At 38.0% G+C, this 25,479-nt stretch carries 25 protein-coding genes and 1 riboswitch; of the genes, 14 read left to right on the top strand and 11 right to left on the bottom strand.

The window, feature by feature from the left end:
- The first annotated feature begins 1 nt into the window (after position 1).
- Positions 2-691, top strand: a complete 690-nt coding sequence (gene prfH / locus NOX80_RS08610) for a peptide chain release factor H (RefSeq protein ID WP_256552877.1) — start codon at positions 2-4, stop codon at positions 689-691.
- Positions 688-1,221 carry a tetratricopeptide repeat protein gene (locus NOX80_RS08615; RefSeq protein WP_256552878.1) on the top strand — a complete coding sequence of 178 codons (534 nt, stop codon included), beginning with the start codon at positions 688-690 and terminating at the stop codon, positions 1,219-1,221. Before prfH ends, NOX80_RS08615 begins: the two co-directional genes overlap by 4 nt.
- A gap of 49 nt (positions 1,222-1,270) precedes the next feature.
- Here NOX80_RS08615 and NOX80_RS08620 read toward each other — a convergent pair whose 3' ends face one another.
- Positions 1,271-1,813, bottom strand: a complete 543-nt coding sequence (locus NOX80_RS08620) for a YceI family protein (protein ID WP_256552879.1) — start codon at positions 1,811-1,813, stop codon at positions 1,271-1,273.
- Positions 1,814-1,826: 13 nt separating this feature from the next.
- On the bottom strand, positions 1,827-2,192 hold the full coding sequence (locus NOX80_RS08625; RefSeq protein ID WP_256552880.1) for a hypothetical protein: 366 nt from the start codon (positions 2,190-2,192) through the stop codon (positions 1,827-1,829).
- A gap of 89 nt (positions 2,193-2,281) precedes the next feature.
- Between NOX80_RS08625 and NOX80_RS08630 the strand changes: the two genes are divergently transcribed.
- Positions 2,282-2,677 (top strand): OB-fold protein, encoded by a 396-nt coding sequence (locus NOX80_RS08630; RefSeq protein WP_256552881.1) that lies wholly within the window; start codon positions 2,282-2,284, stop codon positions 2,675-2,677.
- A 44-nt stretch (positions 2,678-2,721) separates the two neighbouring features.
- The gene (locus tag NOX80_RS08635; protein WP_256552882.1) at positions 2,722-3,600 is read left to right on the top strand and encodes a DUF5777 family beta-barrel protein; all 879 of its coding nucleotides are present in this window, start codon (positions 2,722-2,724) and stop codon (positions 3,598-3,600) included.
- Between the two features lie 78 nt (positions 3,601-3,678).
- Here NOX80_RS08635 and NOX80_RS08640 read toward each other — a convergent pair whose 3' ends face one another.
- Positions 3,679-5,688: an FG-GAP-like repeat-containing protein gene (locus tag NOX80_RS08640; RefSeq protein WP_256552883.1), complete on the bottom strand. Its 2,010-nt coding sequence runs from the start codon at positions 5,686-5,688 to the stop codon at positions 3,679-3,681.
- Between the two features lie 39 nt (positions 5,689-5,727).
- Complete coding sequence (locus tag NOX80_RS08645) at positions 5,728-6,849, bottom strand: hypothetical protein (protein WP_256552884.1); 1,122 nt, start codon at positions 6,847-6,849, stop codon at positions 5,728-5,730.
- 575 nt (positions 6,850-7,424) lie between these two features.
- Here NOX80_RS08645 and NOX80_RS08650 point away from each other — a divergent pair.
- Positions 7,425-8,339, top strand: a complete 915-nt coding sequence (locus NOX80_RS08650; RefSeq protein WP_256552885.1) for a T9SS type A sorting domain-containing protein — start codon at positions 7,425-7,427, stop codon at positions 8,337-8,339.
- Positions 8,340-8,495: 156 nt separating this feature from the next.
- Here NOX80_RS08650 and NOX80_RS08655 read toward each other — a convergent pair whose 3' ends face one another.
- The 3 genes from NOX80_RS08655 to NOX80_RS08665 all read right to left on the bottom strand — a co-directional run bounded on the left by NOX80_RS08655 (position 8,496) and on the right by NOX80_RS08665 (position 11,022).
- Entirely contained in the window at positions 8,496-9,041 is a 546-nt protein-coding gene (locus NOX80_RS08655) for an acyl-CoA thioesterase (protein ID WP_256552886.1), read from the bottom strand.
- A gap of 3 nt (positions 9,042-9,044) precedes the next feature.
- Entirely contained in the window at positions 9,045-10,412 is a 1,368-nt protein-coding gene (gene rmuC / locus NOX80_RS08660; RefSeq protein ID WP_256552887.1) for a DNA recombination protein RmuC, read from the bottom strand.
- A 241-nt stretch (positions 10,413-10,653) separates the two neighbouring features.
- Positions 10,654-11,022: a helix-turn-helix domain-containing protein gene (locus NOX80_RS08665; RefSeq protein WP_256552888.1), complete on the bottom strand. Its 369-nt coding sequence runs from the start codon at positions 11,020-11,022 to the stop codon at positions 10,654-10,656.
- Between the two features lie 288 nt (positions 11,023-11,310).
- Here NOX80_RS08665 and NOX80_RS08670 point away from each other — a divergent pair, with 288 nt between their 5' ends.
- The 6 genes from NOX80_RS08670 (at position 11,311) to NOX80_RS08695 (ending at position 17,203) form a co-directional block, all read left to right on the top strand.
- Complete coding sequence (locus NOX80_RS08670) at positions 11,311-11,538, top strand: hypothetical protein (RefSeq protein ID WP_256552889.1); 228 nt, start codon at positions 11,311-11,313, stop codon at positions 11,536-11,538.
- Positions 11,539-11,677: 139 nt separating this feature from the next.
- The gene (locus tag NOX80_RS08675) at positions 11,678-12,892 is read left to right on the top strand and encodes a lanthionine synthetase LanC family protein (RefSeq protein WP_256552890.1); all 1,215 of its coding nucleotides are present in this window, start codon (positions 11,678-11,680) and stop codon (positions 12,890-12,892) included.
- 19 nt (positions 12,893-12,911) lie between these two features.
- Positions 12,912-15,137, top strand: a complete 2,226-nt coding sequence (locus tag NOX80_RS08680; RefSeq protein ID WP_256552891.1) for a lantibiotic dehydratase family protein — start codon at positions 12,912-12,914, stop codon at positions 15,135-15,137.
- A gap of 7 nt (positions 15,138-15,144) precedes the next feature.
- On the top strand, positions 15,145-16,032 hold the full coding sequence (locus tag NOX80_RS08685) for a thiopeptide-type bacteriocin biosynthesis protein (RefSeq protein ID WP_256552892.1): 888 nt from the start codon (positions 15,145-15,147) through the stop codon (positions 16,030-16,032).
- Positions 16,033-16,077: 45 nt separating this feature from the next.
- Complete coding sequence (locus NOX80_RS08690) at positions 16,078-16,659, top strand: pseudouridine synthase (protein WP_256552893.1); 582 nt, start codon at positions 16,078-16,080, stop codon at positions 16,657-16,659.
- 112 nt (positions 16,660-16,771) lie between these two features.
- Positions 16,772-17,203 (top strand): VOC family protein, encoded by a 432-nt coding sequence (locus NOX80_RS08695; protein WP_256552894.1) that lies wholly within the window; start codon positions 16,772-16,774, stop codon positions 17,201-17,203.
- 44 nt (positions 17,204-17,247) lie between these two features.
- Here the strand turns inward: NOX80_RS08695 and NOX80_RS08700 are convergent, their stop codons facing one another.
- The 4 genes from NOX80_RS08700 to NOX80_RS08715 are packed head-to-tail and all read right to left on the bottom strand — an operon-like array spanning position 17,248 to position 21,028.
- Positions 17,248-18,018 carry a dienelactone hydrolase family protein gene (locus NOX80_RS08700; protein ID WP_256552895.1) on the bottom strand — a complete coding sequence of 257 codons (771 nt, stop codon included), beginning with the start codon at positions 18,016-18,018 and terminating at the stop codon, positions 17,248-17,250.
- Positions 18,019-18,061: 43 nt separating this feature from the next.
- Entirely contained in the window at positions 18,062-18,850 is a 789-nt protein-coding gene (locus tag NOX80_RS08705) for an ABC transporter ATP-binding protein (RefSeq protein WP_256552896.1), read from the bottom strand.
- Positions 18,850-19,881 carry an iron ABC transporter permease gene (locus NOX80_RS08710; RefSeq protein ID WP_256552897.1) on the bottom strand — a complete coding sequence of 344 codons (1,032 nt, stop codon included), beginning with the start codon at positions 19,879-19,881 and terminating at the stop codon, positions 18,850-18,852. The genes NOX80_RS08705 and NOX80_RS08710 overlap by 1 nt, the downstream gene beginning before the upstream one ends.
- Position 19,882: 1 nt before the next feature.
- Positions 19,883-21,028, bottom strand: a complete 1,146-nt coding sequence (locus NOX80_RS08715) for an ABC transporter substrate-binding protein (protein ID WP_256552898.1) — start codon at positions 21,026-21,028, stop codon at positions 19,883-19,885.
- A gap of 105 nt (positions 21,029-21,133) precedes the next feature.
- Positions 21,134-21,373, top strand: a riboswitch (cobalamin riboswitch).
- 31 nt (positions 21,374-21,404) lie between these two features.
- Here NOX80_RS08715 and NOX80_RS08720 point away from each other — a divergent pair.
- From NOX80_RS08720 to NOX80_RS08730, 3 genes are read left to right on the top strand one after another with little or no spacing between them, the layout of a single operon-like run.
- Positions 21,405-23,231, top strand: coding sequence for a TonB-dependent receptor plug domain-containing protein (locus NOX80_RS08720; protein ID WP_256552899.1), 1,827 nt, complete (start codon positions 21,405-21,407; stop codon positions 23,229-23,231).
- Positions 23,232-23,236: 5 nt separating this feature from the next.
- Positions 23,237-24,316 (top strand): YncE family protein, encoded by a 1,080-nt coding sequence (locus NOX80_RS08725; protein ID WP_256552900.1) that lies wholly within the window; start codon positions 23,237-23,239, stop codon positions 24,314-24,316.
- An 11-nt stretch (positions 24,317-24,327) separates the two neighbouring features.
- Positions 24,328-25,374 carry a YncE family protein gene (locus tag NOX80_RS08730; protein ID WP_256552901.1) on the top strand — a complete coding sequence of 349 codons (1,047 nt, stop codon included), beginning with the start codon at positions 24,328-24,330 and terminating at the stop codon, positions 25,372-25,374.
- Positions 25,375-25,479: the final 105 nt, after the last annotated feature.

The raw sequence follows: 25,479 nt of genomic DNA on the forward strand, positions 1-25,479 counted from the left end.
AATGGAAAAAATAATACAATTAACTTCCGGCAGAGGACCGGAAGAATGTGCCTGGGTAGTCGCCCAGGTACTTAAAAAAGTGTTGGAAGAGGCGAGAACGGAAGGACTTGAAGCACGGGTGTTACAACGCGAAGCGGGATCGGAAAACGGAACGGTTAGTACAGCAACGCTTATTATTAAAGGTGTGGGTAGCGCTGATTTTGTCGATTCCTGGACCGGAACAATACAATGGATTGGAGTTAGTCAGTTTCGAAGAATGCACAAACGGAAAAACTGGTTTATCGGAATTTTTGAAATTCAGCAATCTTCAGTACCGAAAATCTCGTATGTAGATATAAAATACCAGGCGATGCGAAGTTCCGGAGCCGGTGGGCAAAACGTGAATAAAGTGAGTTCGGCCGTACGTGCGACGCATATTCCAACCGGTATCAGTGTGGTAGCAATGGATAGTCGTTCGCAACATCAGAACAAAAAAATAGCAACGGAGCGTCTGGTTGCGAAACTGGAAGAAGCTTCATTAGAATTATTAAAGAAGGAGGTAGAAAAGAAATGGGAAAACCAGTTAAATATTGTAAGAGGAAATCCTAAACGTGTATTTAAAGGAACCGATTTTAAAAAGCAACAAGTGGAAAAAAGCTTTAAATCCACACGACAACAATTAAAAAACAACTTGAAAAACGAGATCGAATGAAAACAGATAAATTAGATAAGTTTTTATTTCAGGCTATGGACGCTTATCCGTCTTACCTGGAAGAAACCGTGGAATCGTTAAGTTATGCGTTATCATATGACGCTAAAAACACAATGGCGCTTTGCCTGTTGGGAAGACTTCACGCGGAACAACTTTACGATTATGAAGGAGCAAAGACCTATTTTGAACAGGCTTTATCCGAAAATATTAATGCTTTGGAAGTGTATCCGTATTTTATCGATACCTTATTGCAGAACGAAGATTTTGATCAGGCGGAAAAGCTAATCGATTTTGCACTGACGATCAAAGGATGTAATAAAGCAGATATTCTTTTGAAAAAGGTAATGTTACTGGAAAGAAAAAGAGAATTCACGGCTGCAAAAGAATTGCTGAAAGAAGTGAAATACAATGTCTATAATTCGGATTTACATTATTATATCTCAGATACTGAAAAACGATTGAAGGAAAAAATCGAATTGTCTGAAGGTAAAAAAGATAAAAAGAGTAAGTCGAAAAAGAAGAAAAAGTAATCGTAAAAAAGCTCCCGAAAGGGAGCTTTTTTTATGCTATTCTAATCCGTCACTTTAAAAGGCAATCAAAACTGACAGCTACCGTTTTAGAAACTTTTTTGCTGACTACACTAGGAATTTCAATGTTGAAATCGTCAGATGTTACATTAAAATTGGCCTGAATGGCAATATCATCGCCCACTTTTTTAATTTTAGCCGGAACTGTTACCTCTTTTGTTTTACCGTGTACTTCCAGTTTGCCCCGGATAGTGAAATCTTTTGCGGTTTCTGTCAGAGCGCCTACTTTAAAATTGTCGATTTTACCTTTAAAAGTGGCTTTCGGATAACGATCACTTTCAATATAGTTTTCATTAAAGTGCTCTTCCATCAACGCAATTTTAAACCGAAAACTTTTAACCAGTACCAGACTGGCAATTTCTCCGTTCTCCGTATTCAATACAAAAGTTGCGTTACGGCTTTTGGCTTTAACTTCTTCAAAAGCAGGAACTGATGCTTCAAAAGTGATTTCACCGGTTTTGGTTACTTTTTTTGATTGTGCCTGTACTGCTGTAACAGCAAAAAACAGTGCGAGAAAATATACTATTCGTTTCATGATTCATGATTTATTATTCGACAAGACCGTTATTATTCCATTCTATTATTTTGTTGATTGAAGTCTGTGGTAATCGGGTTCCGCCTAATGGCATCATACCATCTGCACCTTGTGGCCGGGATATCCGATCAATGAGTCCCCGGTTTAATACCGCATTTTTAACATCGGCATATGTCATTAACGACATGGGAGCTCCGTTGGAAGGAATTGTACCGTGACACGAAATGCAATTATTGGTGATAATACTTTTAACGGCATTGGTATAGGTGATCGGTTCCGAACCGGAATCATTGATCAAAAGATCAGAATCAGAATCGTTGGTGCAGCCCGTTAACAATAAAAAACCGGATAATACGGTGAATAATAATTTTAATTTCATTTGGTTTGATTATTTAGTTAAAGTTATGATTAAAATTTAATTTTTGAAACATAATATTGTTAATTTTGTATTGATTAAATAAAAAATTTATGAAAAAAAAGAGAGTTGTAATAATTTTGATACTGTTGGTAATTCTGGGGTTTGCCGGGTATGCTTATTTGTATCAGGGACATCGTGATATCGCTTCCGAAAAAGAAAGTTATCTGGTAACGGCTAATTCTATTTTTAGCGAATTTCAAACCAGTGAAGCGAAAGCAAATCAGAAATATCTTGATAAAACGATAGAAGTTTACGGGAAAATCAGCAGTGTGGATCCGGAAGCGAATTCAATAATTATTGATGAAAAACTATTTGTTGTTTTTAAAGAGAAAATCAAACCGGAAGAACTGATGGTACTGTCTAATGTTAAAGTAAAAGGGCGCTTTATCGGTTATGATGACCTGTTAGGGGAGCTTAAGATGGATGAATGTTCTCTGGTAAAATAAAAAATACTGTAAAAACAAAATAAACCTGAACCAATTATACTTTTATGAAAAAAAGTTTACTCTCTTTACTCTTATTGCCTTTTTGTGCATCGGCTCAAAATGATTTGTTATCGGAAATCGATACGGTAAAAACCGATAATCGGGTCGAATCGGTATTTAAATCGTTGAAAATTGTTAATCTCGAATCGACTAAACTGGCCGCAAAAGGCGATTTTTATTTTATTGTAGCGCATCGCTTCGGTTATGTAAAACACGGTTTTGAAGATTTTTTCGGAATGGACGATGCTAATACGCAGATCAAGTTTACTTATGGATTGACAAATTGGTTAACAGCACATGTTTCCCGTAGCGGATTTCAGAAAACCTATGAAATGGCCGTAAAATATCGGTTAATGGCACAGGAAAAAGACGGATTTCCGGTTACTTTGGTCGGATTCAATAGTTTGGCGATTAATACGGAAATGAAAAAAGAAGACTATCCGAATTTAAAGTTCGACAATCGTTTAAGCTATGTAACTCAATTGCTTATTTCAAGGAAATTTACCGAGCGACTTTCGTTAGAATTGGCGCCGACCTATTTCCATGAGAATACAATCCGTGATTTTCTGGATGCCGATAATAATGTTATAACGCCAAATCCGCAATCGAATGATCAGTTTGCTTTGGGGATGGGCGGGCGTTATAAGCTCACCAAGCGTTGGTCAATTAATATGGATTATGCGGCTCATTTAAACCGGGCTAAAAATTCAATCTATACCAATCCGTTGTCTATCGGGGTCGATCTGGAAACCGGCGGACACGTATTTCAGATGCATTTTACCAATTCGAGAGCGATGAATGAAGCCGGATTTTTAGGACAAACAACCGGAGATTGGGGAAAAGGAGAGATCTCGTTCGGATTTAATCTCGTTCGTGTATTCTAAAATAAAAAACCTGTCGGTAGGTTCCGACAGGTTCTGATATAGAAAGAGCGGTCTTTGATTCAGGCCGCTCTTTTTGTTTTAATTTTTGATGAATTTCGTACTTAGTTTTTCTCCGGTACTACTTTCAATATTCAGAATATAAGTTCCTTGTGACAGACTACGTACATCGATTACGTCAGCATCAATCGTAGTTGATAATGAAATACGTCCGGTAACATCATAGAAAATTGCTTTGCTGGCAATAACACTAGGATCGCTGAACTGTATTTTAATAAAATCACGGGAAGGATTCGGATAAATCGCAAATTGCTCTTTATTGTGATCGGTTGTACTCAGCGTATTACCTTCTACAACAACCAAGTGTTGGTTTTGATTCACATTAGTGTAAGTGTCAACAATACCTGAAGGCCATTTTATCACGACAAGATCTGCTTTTACAGCATTTCCTAACCCGAAATGAACATTAAGGGAACTCATGTTTCTAAAACCGTCACCACTTCTTACATCACGAATTTGTTTTCCCCACGGACCGTAAATTTCAACTCGGGCACCAATACCGTTAGCGTTACTTTGAATTCCTTTTAACGATAATTTTAACCATTTATTAGCGTTAGGAGTATTCAGGTAAATATTATCTCCGTTATGAATGTCAAGGAATCCGTCGTTATTTAAATCACCGATCGGACCATTGGAAATACCACCTAAAGCTTGTTTTGTAAAAGTCATATTACCATTGTTGAACAGTATCGTATTTCCGGGACCGAAAATATCAATATAGCCGTCATTGTTAAAATCGTGGGCCACATTTTCTTGCCCTAAACTGGTTAAAGCAGGAATACCGGTAGTTGAAGTTATATCGGTAAAAGTACCGTCTCCGTTATTTCGCATTAGCTTATGCATTCCGTTAGTATTGGAACTGGCGCCCACAAAAACATCCATGTCACCGTCATTATCAAAATCGCCCCAGGCAGATGACCAGGTTTGAATCGGATCAGCTAAACCGGCTTGAGCGCTAACATTTGTAAAAACACCGTTACCGTCATTACGATGTAACTCGTTAATACTGGCTGAAATATTTCCGCCGCGACATTTCGCAATAAATAAATCGGAATCACCGTCATTGTCATAATCAACCCAAATAGAACCGTAATTTCCACCTTGAAGATGATCGCCAAGTCCGCCCTGGCGGTAGGTCAGATTGTTGTTCCCGTCATTTATAAAAATAACATTCGGGTTTACATCATGACAAACAAAAATATCCAGATGGCCATCATTGTTAAAGTCGATAAAGTTAGTACGCTGACAGAAAATATATTGAGAGAATGACTGAGCAATATAAGCAGAACCATCGGCATTGGACTTAACAAATGTTGCGCCGTTACCACCACCGAAAATCAGATCATTGTACCCGTTTTTATCCAGATCACCGGCAGCAATACTCCAGGAAGGAAGATGGGAAACTCCTGATAACGGAAAGGTTGTGCCGGTATAAGTACCGTTTGCCGACTGGTATAAAATGCGCATTTGGTTGTTACCCACAGCAACGATATCATCCAGATAATCGCCGTTCATATCCACAACGCAATTCTTGTAGGAAAAACCGGCAAGTGATTGTGGTTGCACTGTAAAACTTATTAGCGGAGCTATATAAGGTTGTTCGGTAAGAGAGAAATCAAAACCGATAGCATCCCATTTATTGTCAAAAACGATATAATAGGTATTGCCCTGAAAAGCGCTGAAACTCGCAACAGAGGTACTTCCGTTTCCGCTGTCATCATCGCCGGTTACGCAAGTTATAGCGCCACAGCTACCTTTGTAAACATGGATACGGGTATCTCTGCCGTTACTGGCCGGAAGATCGGTTGATACTGTCACGCTGAAGTTACCGGTAGGTGTATAGGAATACCACTCGAAAGCAGTTCCTAATGAAGGACTTCCGGGAACACAGGTTTGCGACGGAACTCCTGTTCCGTCAATAAAAGGAACGGTATATTGTCCGGCTCCAATTGCAAGAGCGGTACCACAAGTGTTTTGGGCATGTAGATTTACATATCCCAGCAAGAAAAGTAATAAGGTAATTTTTTTCATGTCGTTTTGTGTTTTTTGGTTATTAGATAAGATTTAGGATTAAGGGCAAGTCGGATTTAATGAACTGATCCATTGTTCGATCATTTGAAGCGCTTCTTCGTGTGCTATAGTACGACCTAATAATGGCATTCGATTAGCTTCATCAGTCGATTGTAGTCGGAAATGTAGCATGGAACGCTGAAACTTACCGCGACTTACAATATGAGTCAGATCGTTATCGATAAATTCCTGCGGTTGTACGCAAATCCCAAGATTAACCGGATTTGTGGTTTCACTAAAAGCAAAACGCATCGGGCGGTAATCACAATGACTGTTTTGAGAGTGACAGTGCGCACAGTTAATGTCCAGATAAGAACGCACTCGTAATTCCAGTGGTTGAGAAGTATCCTGCCAGTTTATTGTACTGGTAATAGTAGAAGGGTAGCCGGATTGTAACATACCGCGCTCCATCCATTTTGTAAGCTGATTTTTAGCTCCGTCAGTATAATTATAAGTAATGTTGAGGTTTTGCGGTTTAGGGCCGATCGGAATGGCTTTTTCATCTTTTTTATGACAGGTAAGACATTCTACAGCAGAAGGAATACGATAATTAGTGGACTTCGTTTGATTGTTTTCTGTCCAGGTTAACGATCGGAAACTGCCGTTCATATCAAGAACAGCTTCGGTTTGTGTATCGTTCCATATATAATTGGCAAAAACCCACTGGTCGACACCTTCATTGTCAACTCCTTTTTTGATCATTAGTCGGGTTTCAATAATCTGAGTTTTATTTTCCGGTTGAACATTATCGTAATAAAAAGTTTTGATCAACACTGTTCCGATAGGAAATTTTAATACAGTTCCGTCACCGTTATACACGGCTTTGGTATTTTCGGGCATCCATACAAAACGTTTTTTATGCGCATAATCGGTAAATAATCCGCTAGCGATTTCATAGGGTAATACGCGTTCATTAGGGGTATTGTTTTTAAGCGCACCGGTAAAAAAATGGTAATCCGAAAGATTTTGATAGGGAACCTGAGCCAGATTTACTGAAACAGGAGTTCCCGTAGGAGTTGGAGTGGTGATTTCTGTATATTCATCATTGTCAGATTGACAGGAAAATAATACAAAAAGCACCAGTGTAAGCAGTAATGATGGGGAAAAGTAGTTTTTTTTCATGTAATTGTTATTCAAATGTTTATGTTTTGTATAACAAATATATAGGAATTACTTATTTAATTTTTAATTAACATTAATTTTAAAAAATATTAATTTTTTTGTTAAAAATATTTAGTATGATATTGTGGAATTGCTGACTTTAAATGAATTGTGTTATTGATGTGTAAGACCCGGAAAGCATTAGGTTTCCGGAGAGTGTTCATTTGTAATTTGGATTCTTTGCAACTTAATTTCCGTTCTTTTCTCTTTTCGTGCTATTGTTTGTTGCGATAGCGATAATTGGTTAAATTGTCTAAGGTTGTGCGTTTTTTGTCTGTTTTATTTCAAATTGATCTTTTTAAATTTGTGATAAGATTGTATGTCACGATGATCTCTAATATTTTCCTCTATTAATGGTGGTTGTTTTTTGTTTACTCCATGATATTGAGCATTGAAATAGTTTTGGAGAAAAGATTCTTTTATTAATTAAAAGAATAGCAATTAAACCCCATCGTTAAAATTTCTTTTCCCCTTTATTTAATTGTTTCCGGATGGAATCATGATGTCGTTTATTAATCATGAATAAAATATAGTTTATGAAAAGAAGATTACAAGCTTTAGCGTTTTGTTGTTTGACCGTTTTTGTTTCTTTTTCGGGTTGGAGTCAGGAAATACAGATCCCGGTACTTGATTTGGTTAGTGAAACTGTTATTTTTAATCAAGATGTTTGGAATGAAGCTGTTTCTGCTCAAAATATTTCGACTGTAACAATGACTAAAAAAGTTCTTTTAGCGGATGATTTTTTGTTAGCACATCAAAGTAAAATAACAGGTTTTCATTTTTTCGGGCAATTTGGAACTACTGTTTCAGAAAATTTACCTCCTGTTTTAGGTGTTCATTTGTATGTCATTAAAAATAGCAGTCTCGCCGAAATGGTACTTCCGGATGCTTATATAGCTCATTTTTATCTGGAAGAAGGTAATCCGGGATTAGGGATAACTCGTGAAAATGAAAAAACGTCCTTTCATGTTGATTTAGGCTTAGCTGGTGAAGAATTGATTTTAGAAGGTCAAACAACCTATTGGCTGGCTTTTGCACCTGAAGTGAATACGATTGACTTACCGGAAGATCAGATGTGGTATTGGTATACGGGAGATGGAGGAAGCCATGATCCTAGGCGATTGAAAACGGGAGCAACAAGTTGGGAAAACGATAATGTACCTTTCGCTTTAGCCTTTAGTATAGAAGGAGAGAATGAGGTATTGGGGAGATCGGATTTCGGTAAAGGAACTGTTTCCGAAAAGGTATTCCCAAATCCGTCAAATGGTATTTTTACGATTGCTTCTGATAAAGAGATTACTTCTGTCGAAGTTTATACACTAACGGGACAATTGCTGCTGAAAGGGAATTCTCCAAAGGCAGATCTGACAGATTATCCCAATGGAGTTTACCTGTTAGTTGTTAATTATGCAGATGGTTATAGTTCTAATAGAAAACTGATTAAGAATTAAATCGGTAAAGAATCGTGGTAATTTTCAAAACACGTATCTCAGGATAGTGTAAAAATAAGCGATGATTAAAATAGGATTTTAAAGAAAGTACTAGCTTATAAGTCTACTTGTTGTAAAAAAGAAAAAAGGAATCAATTCCCTTTTTTCTTTTTTGATTTATAAGGTTAGTATAGCACCGTAATCAGAAAGTCGGTCCAAAGCTTCCCGGCTTGTATGATCAAAACTATTGGTGTCTTCCATATGTTCCTTTTTGGCTTTAATCCGTCGAAGAGAATCGTAAAAACGACGTACTTCATCCAGTGTAGTTAATATCGGTCTTGGAACGGCTACAGTGTTACCGTCATCGTCTTTGGCGACCATTGTAAAGTAGGAAGAATTACTATGCTTTATTTTTCCGGTTTGAATGTTTTGTGATATAACCCGAATACCTACCACCATCGAACTTCGTCCTACATAATTCACACAAGCTTTTAATGTGACCAGTTCGCCTACTTCAATCGGACTTAAAAAATCAACGGTATCTACAGACGCCGTCACACAATAACGTCCCGAATATTTCGAGGCGCAGGCAAATGCAATTTTATCCATTAAAGAAAGAATATAACCACCGTGTATTTTGCCGCTGAAGTTGGAATGAGACGGCAACATTAACTCCGAAATACTAATCCGGGATGTGTTGATTTTTTTCGAGTCCGTATTCATAATTTATTCGGTTAATTCGTTATTGGCATTAGCTCTGTTGATAATACTTTCGGGTAAAGCCTTTTTAGCTTTCGCTCCCATCTTTTTAAGTTTTTCTACACTTGTGATCAGATTTCCTTTTCCGTCAACCAATTTATTCATTGCACCCTGATATTCTGTTTTGGCTTCGTCCATCTTTTTACCGATCTTGATAAGATCATTTACAAAACCTTCAAATTTATCATATAAAGCACCGGCCTGTCGGGCAATTTCATAAGCGTTTTCCTGTTGCTTCTGATTGGTCCACATACTGTCGATAGTGCGAAGCGTAGCCAGTAATGTCGATGGTGTTACAATAACAATATTCTTTTCAAAAGCTTTATTGTATAAAGTAGCATCTTCGTTTAAAGCAATCGCAAAAGCCGGTTCCATCGGAATAAAAAGCAATACGAAATCCGGACTTTCCATTTGATACAGATCATGATAGTTTTTACTGCCCAATTGCTCCACGTGACGCTTAATGGAACTAACGTGTTCTTTCAGATAATGAACACGGGTAGTTTCGTCATCTTCGTTAACATAGCGTTCATAAGCCGTAAGGGAAACTTTTGAATCCACGATCATTTTCTTTCCGTCCGGAAGATTAATCACTACGTCCGGCTGAACACGGGCGCCTTCTTCTGTTACAAAACTTTGTTGTACTTCATATTCACGGCCTTTTTCCAAACCGGATTTTTCCAACACTTTTTCGAGAATTAATTCACCCCAGTTTCCTTGCATTTTAGTATCACCTTTTAACGCTTTGGTCAGGTTCAGCGTTTCTTTGCTCATTTGCTCATTCATTTCCCGTAAGCCTAGTATTTGCTGACGTAAAGCAGCGTGATAGTCGATACTTTCTTTGTGTGTATCTTCTACCTTTTTCTCAAACAGATGAATCCGCTCTTGTAAAGGGGATAGTATGTTTTTTAAGTTTTCTTTGTTTTGTTCGGTGAATTTTGTGGTTTTTTCTTCCAGGATTTTATTAGCCAGATTTTCGAATTCTTTAGTGAATTTTTCCTGTAGCTGATTCACTTCTTCTTTTTGTTCTTTATTGCGTTCCCACAGGTTTTCGAAATCGGCTTCTTTTTTAGAAAGCTGAATGATAAGTGCTTCTTTTTCAGTGCGTATGTTTTCTTTTTCGGTATTGGATTGTACTAAAAGCTGATCCAATTGACTACGTTCCTGTGAAAATTGCTGTTTAAGCTGGTCAATTTGAAGTAATAAACCGTTAATGCGTTCTTCTAAACCGGATTTTTCAGATTGGGATCGGGCTGAAAATAAAAGCTTCCCGATAAAAACTCCGATTGCTAAGGCGATTATAAATGCGGCAAGTATAACAAGTGTTTGTGACATCGTTAAATTTAATTTTTTAGGTTTTGTAAAAGTAGGTATTTGTTTTTTAGAATGCTAAAAAATACCGCCGGAACAATATTACTGAACCGTAACTAAATAGACTCAAATATAGTAAAAACAAAAGGGTACGGTATTGAGGAAATCCGTATATACGACTTAATATAGTTGATCATGTTATAAATCCGAAACCGACTAAAATATTGATGAAGTAACAATCGGAATTGTCGGAAGTTAAAAAGAATTAGAAACTGTTGTGATGCGTTTTTTTTAGCAAAGCAATTAGTTCGTCTTTTTCCTGAAGTCGTTTTTCATATTGATCAATTAATTTTTCATAAACCTCATTAAGGACAATTAGACTATCTCGTAATAGCAATTTGTCCTTTTGTTTTTTTGTTGAGGTGTTGTCCTTATGCTTGGATAAAAAGCTTTTGGGTTTGACTTCAAAGATAACGCTCAGCTGTTCGATGTGGGATGCCCATGATTGACTTTCTCCGTTTTCGATTCGGGCATAAGCCGATTGGGAGATATTAAGTTTTTCTGCTACTTCTTCCTGTGAATAACCTCTTGTTTTTCTCAAATGGCGAATTTTTGCTCCTACAGTCCGATTCATGAAAATGCTTTTTTTTAATGTCCTAAAAATAGGAAAAATAAATATTATCCTATAAAAAACGGGTAGAATTACCCTTAAAACGAATAAGGATCTGTTTTTTTAGTCCTTAAATTTGAAAAAATAGGATTTTGAATTGTTTTTAAATGCGACTTATTTGTTTTTAATATGGTTCAAAATGTATTGTTTTTTATTGGTGGAAAAGTCAATATAAGGTGTCAAAAAGATTACCGATACGAATGATTCAGAAGCTCAATTTTTAAGAAGTGCAACCAAACAAATCTATTATATATGAAACGCTTAAATTTAAAAAAGAAAGTGGTATCCGTATTAACGGATAAAGAAAAAGCAAACATCCAGGGTGGAGGAACTAACGAGACTTGCGCTAGCTTTAATACCGAAATTCAATGGACTAAAGAGCCATGTGGTATTAAATTGACAAGAATTGATTGCGTTAGTGTGAAAATCGAATGTGTTACACATTTGGTTTGCCCTACGACTACCCTTGAGGAAATGTAAGAGGACTTTCGCAAAATAAAATAGCATTTACAGCCTTTTGTCAAAAAACAAAAAGTAAAGTAAGCTGTTTTAAACCGTTGGAGAATAGAAATCTCCAACGGTTTTGCATTTTAAAACGATCATAAATTTTATTTCATTTATGAAATTGGATAGCTATAAGGAACTGAGTGCAATAGCTGCACAACTCCAAAATGAAGCCGTACTTTTCGACGACAAAAAAGCGGCTCAGATTGGATTACATAATGGATTATCGGGTGTTATACTGGCATTGGCTGATATCCGAAAAGAATTTCCGGAACTGATTAATCCGGAGATATTCGGAAAATATATTGAAAGAGCCTACGCAATATTGGCCGAGAGTGAAGTGTGTTACCCGTCTTTTAGCGGCGGATTGGCCGGATATGCCTTTTTATTACAACAATTGGCAGCAGAACACTATATCGATGGATCGGATTATCATGAAGTCATTGCGGAAATCGATGAAATCATAATTGAACATCTGGAGAATGATTTGGAAGGTGATCATCTGGATATTTTACACGGAGCTATTGGAATGGCTTTATATCTTATCGATAAAGAGCAGTACGAATATGCAGAAAAAATAATTGACAGGTTAGATCAAAGTGCTATAAGAGAGGGAAATCGTTGCTATTGGCGAACATTCGATTATTATAAAACGCAAAAATACCGAATCGATTTCGGACTCGCACACGGTAATGCTGGAATCCAGTTTTTTTTAGGAAAATGCCTGAAGAAGGGAATCAAAACCGATACCTGTACGAAAATGTTAAACGAAAGCCTGGCCTTTTATCAGCATACGATACAGGATGTAAATCTGGTGAAATCCTATTATCCGACAATATGGGTAGAAGACGACTATCTGACCGGGAAAACAAAACCGGAAATTTCAAGAGTAGCCTGGTGTTATGGCGATCTGGGGATATTGTTTACGCATTTATTAGTAGCAGATGCGTTACAGGATGAGTTGTTAAAAACGAAAACAATTCAACATCTTATACAGGTAGCAGGAAGGAGAACTGAAGAGGAAGTGATGTATAACGATGCCGGATTTTGCCACGGAACCTGTGGTTTGGTACTGCTTTTTAAAAACGCGTATGATCAAACCGGTGAAGGCGCTTTTCGGGAAGCATCTGAGTACTGGCTACAGAAAACGTATGACTATAAATTAGAAAAAAACGATCAGGTGGCTTATTCGTTGTATGATGGAAGCATCAGGAATGAAACGGATCCGACCTTACTGGAAGGACTTGCGGGAGTAGCAGCGTCTTATCTTTCGGTACTTTCAACTGCCGGAACACCTTTAATTGATAAAGCCGTATTTATCAGGTTCTAATAATACAACACAATAGTTTATGGAATGGAACAAAATGCCCTATACTAGTTTTGATAATTATATACTGAGAACACCTTTAATGCCGGTTGGTTTCTTTTCGAAATTGATGGCGGAAAGTAGTGTGGATAATGAAAAACTGAAATTGCAATTTGAAAACCCGGTCGTGAAAGAAGCGGTTTTTCTGGCTTCACCGGTTTTGTATCGCGAAATTGTAAAATGGACGGAAGGAAAAATAAAAGAAGATAAAGAAGCGGAGAAGATTAAACTCTCTTTCCTGAAATATCTGACCCGAATGGCTTCGCGACCGACACCTTTTGGTCTTTTTGCTGGTTGTGGATTAGGATCATTTTCGGATGAAAATAATATTCGAAATACCGATTATACCCGAAATAAGCGACATACCCGATTGGATATGAATTTTGTAGGCGCTTTAAATCAATTGTTTACAAGCGATGCCAATATCCGGGAACAATTACGCTATTATCCGAATACCAGTTTGTATTTTATTGGTGATCAAATTAGATATGTTGAATGTTTGTATAAAAACGGAAATCGGATACATCATCTGGTTGAAATTGAAACATCCGATTATATTCGGGATTGCGTTGAAAAAGCGCGGCAGGGTATCTCAAAAGGCGTATTGATTGAGCAGTTGATCTCAGATGAAATTACAAAAGAGGAAGCAACGGATTTTATTGATGAATTGATCGATAATCAGTTGTTGGTTAGTGAAATGGAACTTTCCGTTTCGGGAGAAGAATTTATCGGTCAAACACTCAAAATTTTAAAAAAATTAAAGGGAGTCGATACTCTTGTTGATTTGCTGGAGGAAACTGCTGTAAAAATAGCAGAACTGGATCGTACTATGGGGAACGATCCGGAAGTGTATACGGAATTGATTGAAACACTTCGGCGTTTTGAAATCCCGTTTGATGAGAAGTATATTTTTCAGACGGATATGATTCTGAATGCCGACCGAAATGTATTGGCTCCGGAAACGACGCTTCCGCTACAAAAAGCAATTGTATTTCTAAATAAGATTACACCGAAAAACGATAACCCGCAATTACAAAAGTTTACTGAAAAATTCCGACAGCGCTATGAAGACCGGGAAGTGCCGCTTGCTTTGGTTCTGGATAACGAATTAGGTATCGGTTATCCGGTAAATAATTATAAAGGAGGAATGAATTCGTTACTCAATAATATTAATTTACCGGGTGTAGGAAGACAAAGGCCGAAAGAAGTCCGTTGGGCGGCGATTGACAGTATTTTATATCGGAAGATGCAGGAGGCTCGCGAAAATAAAAGTGAGGTCATTCGGATGACAGATGAAGATGTAAAAGGTTTGGAAGCAAGTTGGGACGATTTGCCGGATACTTTTTCGGTAACTACTGAAATGATAAACGGATCGGAACAGCAACAGTTTGTAATTCGATCGGTTGGAGGATCCGGAGCTGCGAATCTGATGGGACGCTTTTGTCTGGGTGATGCCGGAATTGATCAGCATGCGCGAAAAATTATCCGGGCGGAAGAACAATTAAATCCGGATAAATTAGTATCGGAAATTATTCACTTACCGGAAAACAGAGTCGGAAATGTATTAATGCGACCGGATTTCAGACAATTTGAAATCCCGTATTTGGGAGCTTCGGCAAAACCGACTGAAAATCAACTGCTGATTAACGATTTATTGGTGTCGGTAAAATCAGGTAAAATTGTACTTCGTTCCCGAAAACACAATAAGGAAATACTACCTCGTTTGACCAATGCACATAATTATTCCTATAATGCTTTACCGGTATATCATTTTTTATGTGACTTGCAAACGCAGGGAAAACGTGGCGGTTTGTATTTTAACTGGGGCGTACATCGTGATGAATGCGACTTCCTGCCCAGAGTAGAATACGACGGCATTATTCTGTCGAAAGCAAAATGGAAAATCACGGCAAAAGAAATGGAAGAAATCAACACAATTGATACGGTTTCGGGATTGCCGGAAATTAAAAAATGGAGGGAAAAAAGACAAATTCCGGATCATGTGGTTTTGGTCGAAGGCGACAATAAATTACTGTTAAATCTGGAAAATATTACATCGTTCCGTATGTTGGTTTCGGCTGTAGCGAAAAGAAACGTGTTTGAACTTGAAGAATTTCTTTGTGGCGATGAAACAATCGTAAGCGGAAAAGGATCGGATCATTTTGCTAACGAGTTTATTTTTTCCTTTTTTAAAACAATGCCCAAATAGTGTGAGTATGAAGACAAATACCAAAACATCTTTTATTTTAGGAGAAGAATGGTTATATTATAAAATATACACCGGATTTGCGACAACAGATGCAATTCTGTATAATCAGTTGTACCCTATAATTACCGGTTTACTGCGTGACGGATTGATTGATAAGTGGTTTTTTATCCGTTATACCGATCCGGAACATCATCTGCGCTTGCGTTTACATCTGATAAAACCGGAACATATCGGAACGGTAATTCTGGCTTTTCAACATGTTTTTCGCCGTCTGACAGATCAGCATAGTGTGTGGAAAATTCAAACGGATACCTATGAAAGGGAACTGGATCGATATGGGCATGAGCTGATAGAACAAGCGGAAACGCTATTTTTCTATGATAGTGAATGTATCGTTAATTTGCTTTCGGTATTGGAAACAACTGATGATGAAAATGAAAAATGGATAACGGGTATGGCCGCAATTGATACTTTTTTAGATGTTTTTCGTTATGATTTTGAAGCAAAAAGAGCTTTGATGGAACAACTTAGAACCTCCTTTTTCAAAGAGTTTAAAGTCGGTACAGGAACGAAAAAAGAGCTAAGTACCAAATACCGGAACCATAAAAATGAGATCGAACGTTTTATGAAATTGACTTCACAAACCAATGATCTTAAAGCGATATTGGATAAACGAAATAGCAATATTACAGAACAGGCAGATAATATCCGGGAGCAATTATCGGATCCGGTTACAATAAACACCCTGTTAGGAAGCTATATTCATATGACGATGAACCGGTTGTTTGATTCTAATAACCGACAATGTGAAATGATTCTGTATGATCTGTTATGCAGTTATTATACTTCGGTATTAGCCCGGCAAAAGAAAGAACAACAGGTTTTGTCGGAATAAACGGTTAGGGTAAAAAGTGTACTTTTGCGGAAAAATAACCAACGCATGTCACACCGCCATTTCCTGATCCATAAACCGCACGGCTACCTAAGCCAGTTTATTTATGAAAAGAAAAGACATAAAAAACTACTGGGTGAACTATATTCTTTTCCGGAAGGAACTATGGCTATCGGACGATTGGATGAAGATTCGGAAGGCTTGTTGTTACTCACTACAGATGGTGTGATGAGTGAAAAAGTGCGAAGTAAAAAAGTCGCTAAAGAATACTATGCTCAGGTCGACGGAATGATCAGACCTGAAGCGGTTACTGCACTACAAAAAGGCGTGGAAATAGGGGTAAAAGGAACCCGATATACAACCCGGCCTTGTTTAGCGGAAATAATAACGGAACTTCCGGATTTTATTGGTCCGGGTAGGAGAATTCGCGATGAACGACATGGGCCAACCAGTTGGGTTTCGATCACTTTAACCGAAGGGAAATACCGTCAGGTGCGTAAAATGACAGCCGCAGTGGGATTTCCTACGTTGCGATTAGTACGGGTTCGGGTAGGAAATTTATCCTTGCAAAATCTTAACGCCGGAACGGTTCGGGAAGTAGATCATTTTGATTTGCCGGAACAGGTATAAAAAGTACTCTCATCCGGAATTATCTCTTTAAAAATGATATTCCGTTTACCTTTCCATTCTGAATATTGTCTACATTTGATGTTCTAAACGAAGCAAACAAAAAACACAAATTATGGCAACAGTAAATCCTTATTTAACATTCAACGGCACCTGTGAGGCAGCCTTTGATTTCTATCAGTCGGTATTTGGCGGCGAGTTTCAGTACAAAGGGAAATTTAAAGATATGCCTTCGGAAGAACCGATAGCAGATTCTTTAAAAGAAAAAATCATGCACGTGAGCTTGCCAATCGGCGGAGCAGTATTAATGGGAAGTGATTCCGGTGAAGGTTGTGGCGGTCACGCAGTTACAGTTGGTGATAATATCTCAGTTTCGATAAACACGGATTCAGAAGATGAAGCAAAACGTATTTTCGAAGGATTATCAGCCGGAGGAAAAGTAACCATGCCTTTGGAAAAAACGTTCTGGGGTGCGTTATTCGGAATGTTTACCGATAAATTCGGAATTAACTGGATGGTCAACTACGATTACGGACAGCAAGAGTAATATAAAAAAGCCTGTCAGGTTTCTAAAACCTGACAGGTACTTGTTTAAAAAATCTCGTCAAAAAAGTCCAGCATAGCTTTCCAGGAACGTTTGGCTGCTTTTTCGTTATAAGCTACACCTTTGCTGTTGTCAGTTCCGGCATCTTTATGGGTAAAACCGTGAACGGAATTAGCATAATAAACCATTTGCCAGTCGGCTTTGGCATCCCGCATTTCTTGTTGGAAATTTTTAATATCGTTTTCCGGAACATAAGGATCATCTGCACCGTGAAGAACCAAAACTTTAGGTTGGATGAGATTTGTTTTTTCGCCGGGTTCTTTTGCAAGTCCGCCGTGAAATGAAACAACACCTTTAACCGGTAAATTAGCCCGGGCCGCTTCAATAGCACCGGTTCCTCCGAAACAATAACCGATTACGGCTAGTTCTTTAGGATTGGCACCTTGCTTGATCAATTCGTCTAGTGCCAGTCGGATTCTTTTTTGATATTCGATCGGGTTCTTTTTATAATATCCGGCGCGTTCACCCGCTTGTTTGGTGTTTTCCGGTTTGTTGCCAACACCATATATATCCGCTACAAAAGCATAATAACCAAGTTTTTCTAAATCCTGTGCGCTTTCTTTTGCATTGGCATCAATTCCCATCCAGGCAGGTAAAACCAAGACACCCGGTTTATTAGCCTTTGCTTTTTTTGGACTTGCGAGAAAACCTTGTAAGGGTTGCTTCCCGTCAGAATAGTCGATTGTTTTTAATTGCGCCTGAGCAGTGATGCCGGTTACGATCAATATCAGAGCTGTGGTAGGTTTTTTCCAGTTCATAACAATTCGTTTAGGTTAGCTAAAATTACAAAACCCAACCGGATTAACGAATGATGAACTTCCCTTTTTCACTGTCAAAAACAATATTTTCATCTTTGAATAAGCGATCGAAAGTATGATTGGCGATAAAATTGCAAGGCGTATCCTGTAATACTTCACCGGGTAACATTACAATCATTTCATCGCTTAATTGAATTGCTAAATCAATATCGTGAGAGGAAAACAAAATGCACTTACCGGTTTCATGCGCCAGTCGTTTTAATAATTGATATAAAGTTACTTTGTGTAACAAGTCCAGATGGGTTGTAGGTTCATCCAGAATGATAAGCGGTGTATCCTGAGCCAATGCGCGGGCAACTAATACTTTTTGTAATTGTCCGTCACTGATTTCATAATGTCTTTTATCTGCCAAATGGGTAATTTGGCTTAGTTCCAATGCTTCTTTTACTTTAATCGTATCGAGATCGGATAAGGTGCCCAACCAGTTGGTATAAGGCTGTCGACCGAGTGCAACTAATTCAAAGACGGTAAGATTGCTCGGAGGTAATTTTTCAGTCAGTACAACACTTAAATGTTGTGCCAGTTCAACCGGTTCATAGCTGTTAATGTTCTTCTGATTCAGTAAAACGTTACCTTTTAGCGGTTTTTGTATTCCGGTAATGGTTCGCAATAAGGTCGATTTACCAATTCCGTTACTACCGATTAATGTGATCAGTTTTCCTAACGGAAATTCCAGATGTAACTGCTCGGCGATAACCGTTGCGGCCTTTTTGGATTTATAACCGATACTTAAGTCGGATGTCACTAATATGTTGTTTTTTGGCACTTCCATTAGTTCATCATTTTACGTTTTCGAAGCAATAACCAAATTACTACCGGCGCACCGATTAACGATGTGATAGCATTGATCGGTAATGTCATCTCACTACCCGGCAATTGTGAAAGGCAGTCGCATAAGAGCATAATTGCAGCACCGAGTAATAAAGTACCCCAAAATAAAACAGCGTGATTACTGGTTTGAAATACCAGTTTGGCCATATGCGGAACTGCGAGACCTACAAAAGCGATCGGACCGGCAAAAGCGGTAATACTACCGGCAAGTAAACTGGTCGCGATAATAATGATAAAACGAACTTTACCGAAATTAATACCCAGACTTCGGGCATAATTTTCACCTAAAAGCAGCGCATTTAACGGTTTAATGCTGATCAGACTTAATATTAGTCCGATAAGAACCGTTGAGAAAAGTATAATGATAGCGGTCCAGGAAAGATTGCCGAGGCTTCCCAATGACCAGAATGTAAATTTTTGTAGTTGTTCAGCTGTACTGAAATAGGTAAGTACGCCCACGATCGCAGAAGTAAAGTTACCGAACATTAACCCGACAATCAGTATGGCCATGGTATCTCTTAGTTGACGCGATACAAACAGAACGGCCAACAATACTGAAAAGCTACCCAAAGTAGAAGCGATCACAATACCATAAGACGATACGACCAATTCCCGTAAGAATGTAGGTAGCAATCCGGCGCCTAATATGATAAAAGCAACGCCCAGACTGGCTCCGGAACTTAAACCCAAAACATAAGGCCCGGCAAGCGGATTACGAAACAAAGTTTGCATTAATAAACCGCTGATTGATAATCCCATTCCGGCTAAAATAGCAGTAATCGCTTTCGGTAAACGGTAGTTGAGAATAATATATTCCCATGATTTTTTTGAGACTTCATTACCGATAAGGCTGTTCAGAATTTCTTTTAGCGGTATGGCAACAGATCCTGTTCCGATATTGATCAGAAAAAGCCCGATAAGACTGATGCTTAACAATCCGAAGAGTAGTTTATTTCGGTTGGCAGGTGTCAAATTAATTCAGTTTTTGGAAAAAATACAATTGATAATCCGGTAATAATTCCGGATGTACAATACGGATCATATCTTTTAATACCAAGTCAGGACGGGTAGGAGCCAATTCAAAATACATAAAACCGCCTTTTGGTCCTCTTTTTAAAGCAAAGGAATAAACCTGTTTCTTTTTCATGGCATTAAATTGTCCGTAATGCGGGTTGGCATCCATTAAATCTTTAATAGAAGAATAATCACCGGGAGCAATCCAGAAATCAGCATTTTGAGCTTTGTCAAAAACCGCTTCAAACGATAAGGAGGCACTTCCGGTTCCTTTAGAATCCTTCCATAAATAGTTGGCATTAGCATCTTTCAGGAAAACAGCGGCCCAACTATCACCTTGCGGTAAATACCAGGTATCCTGATACATCGCTCCGCTAAAAACCGTCGGATGTGTTGTCGCATTTTTGGCAATAGCCTGCGCGTCATTATAATCTTTTCGGATCGTATTGAAAATCGTTTCCGCTTCTTTATTTTTACCCAGTAAGGCCCCGAATAATTTGATCCATTCGGCTTTGCCCAGTGGCGTTTGCTCGGTCCAATCACCGTTGTAAACCACTTTTAAACCGGCTTTTTCAAGTGCAGCATATGTTTTATTGTTACTGTCAATGCTAAAACCTACAACCACTTCGGGATCCAGATCAATCATAACTTCGGTGTTCAGGCTTTCGTTTTTGCCTACTTCAGCGACTTTTTTGGCAGCAATCCGGGCGCGGGTTTTTTCAGAAGAAATATAATCCGTGTTCGGGAAACCAACCAGTTTGTTTTCAGCGCCTAATAATTCCAATGCCGGAATATGAGTGGTTGAGGTAACTACGATCGATTGTACCGGTACTGAAATGGTCGTATATTTTTGAAGACTATCCGGGATAATTCCTCCTTTTTCCTGTAAGATATAAGTAAAACCGTCTTTTGCTTCCGGCCATGGATTCGTCACTTTTACGACACTGTATCCGTCATAACTAAAAATGGAAAGTCCTTTGGCATAATGAATATTGTTTGTTCCGGCAACAACAGTTTTTTCGGTAGTTGACTGTTCTTTTTTACAGCCGGTTGTTGCGGTTAATAATCCTAAAGAAAGTAGGGCAAATAGCACGATTTTTTTCATGATAGAGCAGTTGCGGTTTCTGCAAAAATAAATTTATTTTCGTTCTATTTTTGTGATATGTGTAAAAAAAAGGAATTAGGATTAGATAATTTCAATCTTACGACTATCTTTGCAACGTATTATGGTTATACTTAAGCGGTTCGCTAAGTATATTAAAAGGGAATCAAGTGCCTGTCGGATTTTAAAACGATTTAATCTTGAGCTGTACCCGCAACTGTAAGCTTTGTTCCTGCGGGTTACCGCGGAATGCCTGTAGTTATGCTTCGACCACTGTAACATTTGTTGTTGCGGGAAGGTGAACCACAGGACGCAAGCCAGGAGACCTGCCATAGTAAAAACTGTTAAAAGCTTTCGGGAAAAAAGGCTTATTAAAACTATGAGATTAAAAATACTTTTTGCTTTTCTGTTTCTGAGCCAGTTACTATTGGCCCAGAATGATACTATTCGTTTAAATGAAGTAGTCGTTTCTGACGTGCAGTTACGGGACAATACTGTTACGCAAACGGTATTAAAACTGAACGATTCGATTATTCAGCAAAACCAACCGGCTTTAACATCACTTTTAAACTATAATTCGGTTATCTATTTTAAAGAAAACGGATACGGAATGGTTTCGTCTGCCTCTTTCCGCGGAACGACAGCGCAACAAACTGCTGTTTTGTGGAACGGGATTAATATAAATTCACAACTTTTAGGACAAACGGATTTTAATACGGTGACCACACGTGATTTTAATTCCATTTCAGTAAAATCAGGTGGCGGAAGTGTGATCTACGGTAGCGGAGCCATTGGCGGGACCGTCCATTTGAATACCGAGTTTCAGTTCCGGGAAGCTTTTCAAAACGAATTGTACCTGGGATACGGAAGTTTTAATACGATTAATACACAATATCGCTTAAATACAGGGAATAAAAAGTGGAATACCCAGATTAGTTTTAGCCGAAACAGTTCGGATAACGATTATCCGTTTATCGGAACAGATGAAAAAAATACGAACGGTGCTTATTATAATTCAACTGTCAATGCTAATATCGGATATAAGATCAATGCTAAAAACGTATTGAAAATATACAGTCAGTTTTATGAAGATGAACGCCATTTTTCAATTACTTCCGAAAATGCGATACGAACAAAATACCGCAATATAAACAGTCGGAATTTATTGGTTTGGACAAATAACGCCGGAGCTTTTACCTCGAATGTCAAAGCAGCTTTCTTAAAAGAGCGTTACCAGTATTATGACAATATTGAAAATGATAATTTTTCGTTTGGAGCAGTACAAACGTTTATTGCCAAATACGATCTGGTATATGCGATTTCGGAAAATATGAAGCTGAACGCAATTTTCGATTATACAATTAATGACGGTGAAGGAGAAGGAATAGGCGAAGCCAAACGAAAGATCGGTTCCGGAGTCGTATTGTTTAAACACAAAGTATCGAATGCTTTTACCTATGAAGTAAGCGGAAGAAAAGAAATTACCGATGCTTATCAAAGTCCGTTTTTGTTTTCAGCCGGAGCGACGTACGGAATTACAAACTGGTATAAATTAAAAGTAAACGGGTCTCATAATTTCCGTATACCGACCTTTAATGACTTATACTGGAAACCGGGAGGGAATCTGAATCTCCGACCGGAAGGTGCTTATCAAGCTGATTTCGGACAGGAGTTTACCTTCGGAGGATTCCAGTTGACCGCTACGGCTTATTATATGAAGATAAAAGATATGTTGCGCTGGCTTCCTACGAGTGAAGGATATTGGGCGCCGGTAAATACGGATAAAGTACAATCATACGGTGCTGAGTTGTTACTGGATTATACCCGTAAATTCGGAAGTCACGAGTTGGGAATAAAAGGGACTTATGCTTATACCGTATCGGAAGATGAAAATACCGGAAAACAACTGATTTATGTGCCGTATCATAAAACAACCGGATCTTTGTCTTATAGTTTTAAAAATTTTGCTGCTTATTATCAGGCACTTTATAATGGTGAAGTATTTACTTTATCCGACAATGATCCGAAATATATGGTAAAAGATTATCTGGTTTCCAACTTTGGAATCGATTACCGTATCGGGAAAAAAAATACGTATCGTCTGGGCGCTCAGGTGCGGAACCTGACGAATGAAAAATATGAAAGTGTTGCCAGCCGTTTGATGCCAGGCAGAAACTATAATGTAACCCTAACTTTAATTTTTTAAAACAAATGAAAATCAACAAATTACTTGGTTTAGGCCTTTTATCAGCTTTGTTCTTTGCGTCATGTACCGATGAGGAAATCGTTTACAAAGAAGGACCGGCAGCGGTATCGAAAGGTGCTTATGAAAAAGGAATCCTGGTACTGAATGAAGGTAACTTCGGAGCTCCGAATGCTGAAGTAAGTTATATCTCTTCAGAATTCCCTTCATTATTTCAAAATACGATTTTTAATGCTGTTAACCCTACAAAAGTATTAGGAAATACAGCTCAGAGTATTGGTTTTAACGGTGACCTGGCGTATATCGTTTTAAACGGAAGCAATAAAATTGAAGTGGTAAACCGTTATACATTCGAAAGTGTAACAACAATTCAAACCGGATTACAAAATCCAAGATATATTGCTTTTGCAAACGGTAAAGGATATGTAACCAACTGGGGTGATGCGGGTGTAGCTACTGATGACTATGTAGCGGTATTAAACCTAACTACAAACCAGATTACAGGTAACATTGGCGTAGTAGAAGGACCGGAACAAATCATTGCGTATAATAACACCTTATATGTAGCACATAAAGGAGGGTATAGCTTTAACGATAAAATTTCAGTAATTAATAGTTCTGATGTTGTTCAGACTACAATTACTGTAGGAGATGTACCGTCTTCAATGGAAGTAAGTAATAACGAATTGTATGTTTTATGTTCCGGAAAACCGGCTTGGTCAGGAACGGAAACAACAGCAAAACTGGTAAAAGTGAATCTTGCAACTAATGCTTTAGCGCAATCATTGAGTTTTGCTGCCGGAGAACACCCCGGATATATGGATATTGAAAACGGAAATATCTATTATATGAAAGGTAAAGATGTATTTAAAAAAGATCCTGCAGCTGCAACGTTACCAACCACTCCGGTTTTTAGCGCAACTGCAACTACAGTTTACGGATTTGCAGCATTAAACAATAAATTCTATGTTGGTGATGCAATCAATTATACTGATAATGGTAAAGTAACCGTTTACGATACAGCGGGTACATTACAAAAAACATACACGGTTGGTGTAATGCCAAACGGATTCTATTTTAACAATTAATAGAAAAAAATATGAAATGGAATAAAATGAAATGGAGCAGCGTAATTATACTGCTCCTTTTGTCTCTGACTTTTGCTTCTTGTAGTAAAAGTGAAGAATTAGTGGTGGAAACACCTTTAGAAGCATATGATAATGGTATTTTTATGCTGAACGAAGGTAACTTTATGACTCCGAATGCTTCTGTTTCTTTCCTTTCGAATGACTTTCAGGATTTTCAGGCTAGTATTTTTTCAGCAGTAAATCCCGGAAAAACATTAGGAGATGTTGCTCAGAGTATGACACTTTACGGTGATAAAGCTTTTATTCTAATCAATAACTCTAATAAAATTGAGGTTGTTAACCGTCATACGTTTGCATCATTGGGAACGATTACGGATGGATTAAGTCAACCCCGTTATAGTGCGGTGTTAAACGGTAAACTCTATGTAACGAATGCGGTTTCTAAAGCTGTAACGGTATATGATGCCGAAACGTTTAGTAAAATCAGTACGATTTCATTAGGCGTAACAGTAGAAAAAATTGTAGCTGTAAGCGGTAAGGTTTATGTTCAGAATGCGGCATTTGGTAGCGGTAATACAATTTCTGTAATTGATGTCAATACGAATACGGTAACGCCGTTAACATTAACGGATGGTGTGAATTCAATGGAAGTTAAAGGAACACAACTTTATGTATTATGCGGAAACCAGAACGAGAGCGTATTGTACACTATTAATACGGCAAATAACCAGATTGCAGCAACCAAAACATTTCCGGCTTCTTTGTCAAATGCCCGTAACATGGATATCGATGGTGATGTAATTTATTTTACCAAAGGTAACGGTGTATATCGTATGAATAGCAATAACACAGTAATTAACGAAACACCGGTTTTTACAGTAGCGGATAATGATTTTTCAACATTTTATGGTTTCGCTGCGATTAACGGACGTATCTATGTTTCGGACGCTAAAGGTTTTGTGAGCCGAAGCTCAGTTACGGTTTATACGAATTCCGGAATGGTTTTAGTACAAAAAGAGACAGGTATAGGAACAAATGGTTTCTATCTCAATAATTAAAACAAAGAAATATTAAATAGGCTATCTTACAACAGGTAGCTTATTTTTTACCATTTAAAATACACAATTGACAATTGCTGTAAATAAAGATAATTTATAAATAGA

Origin of the sequence: Flavobacterium cerinum, assembly GCF_024496085.1 — a bacterium.
Taxonomy (GTDB): Bacteria; Bacteroidota; Bacteroidia; order Flavobacteriales; family Flavobacteriaceae; genus Flavobacterium; species Flavobacterium cerinum_A.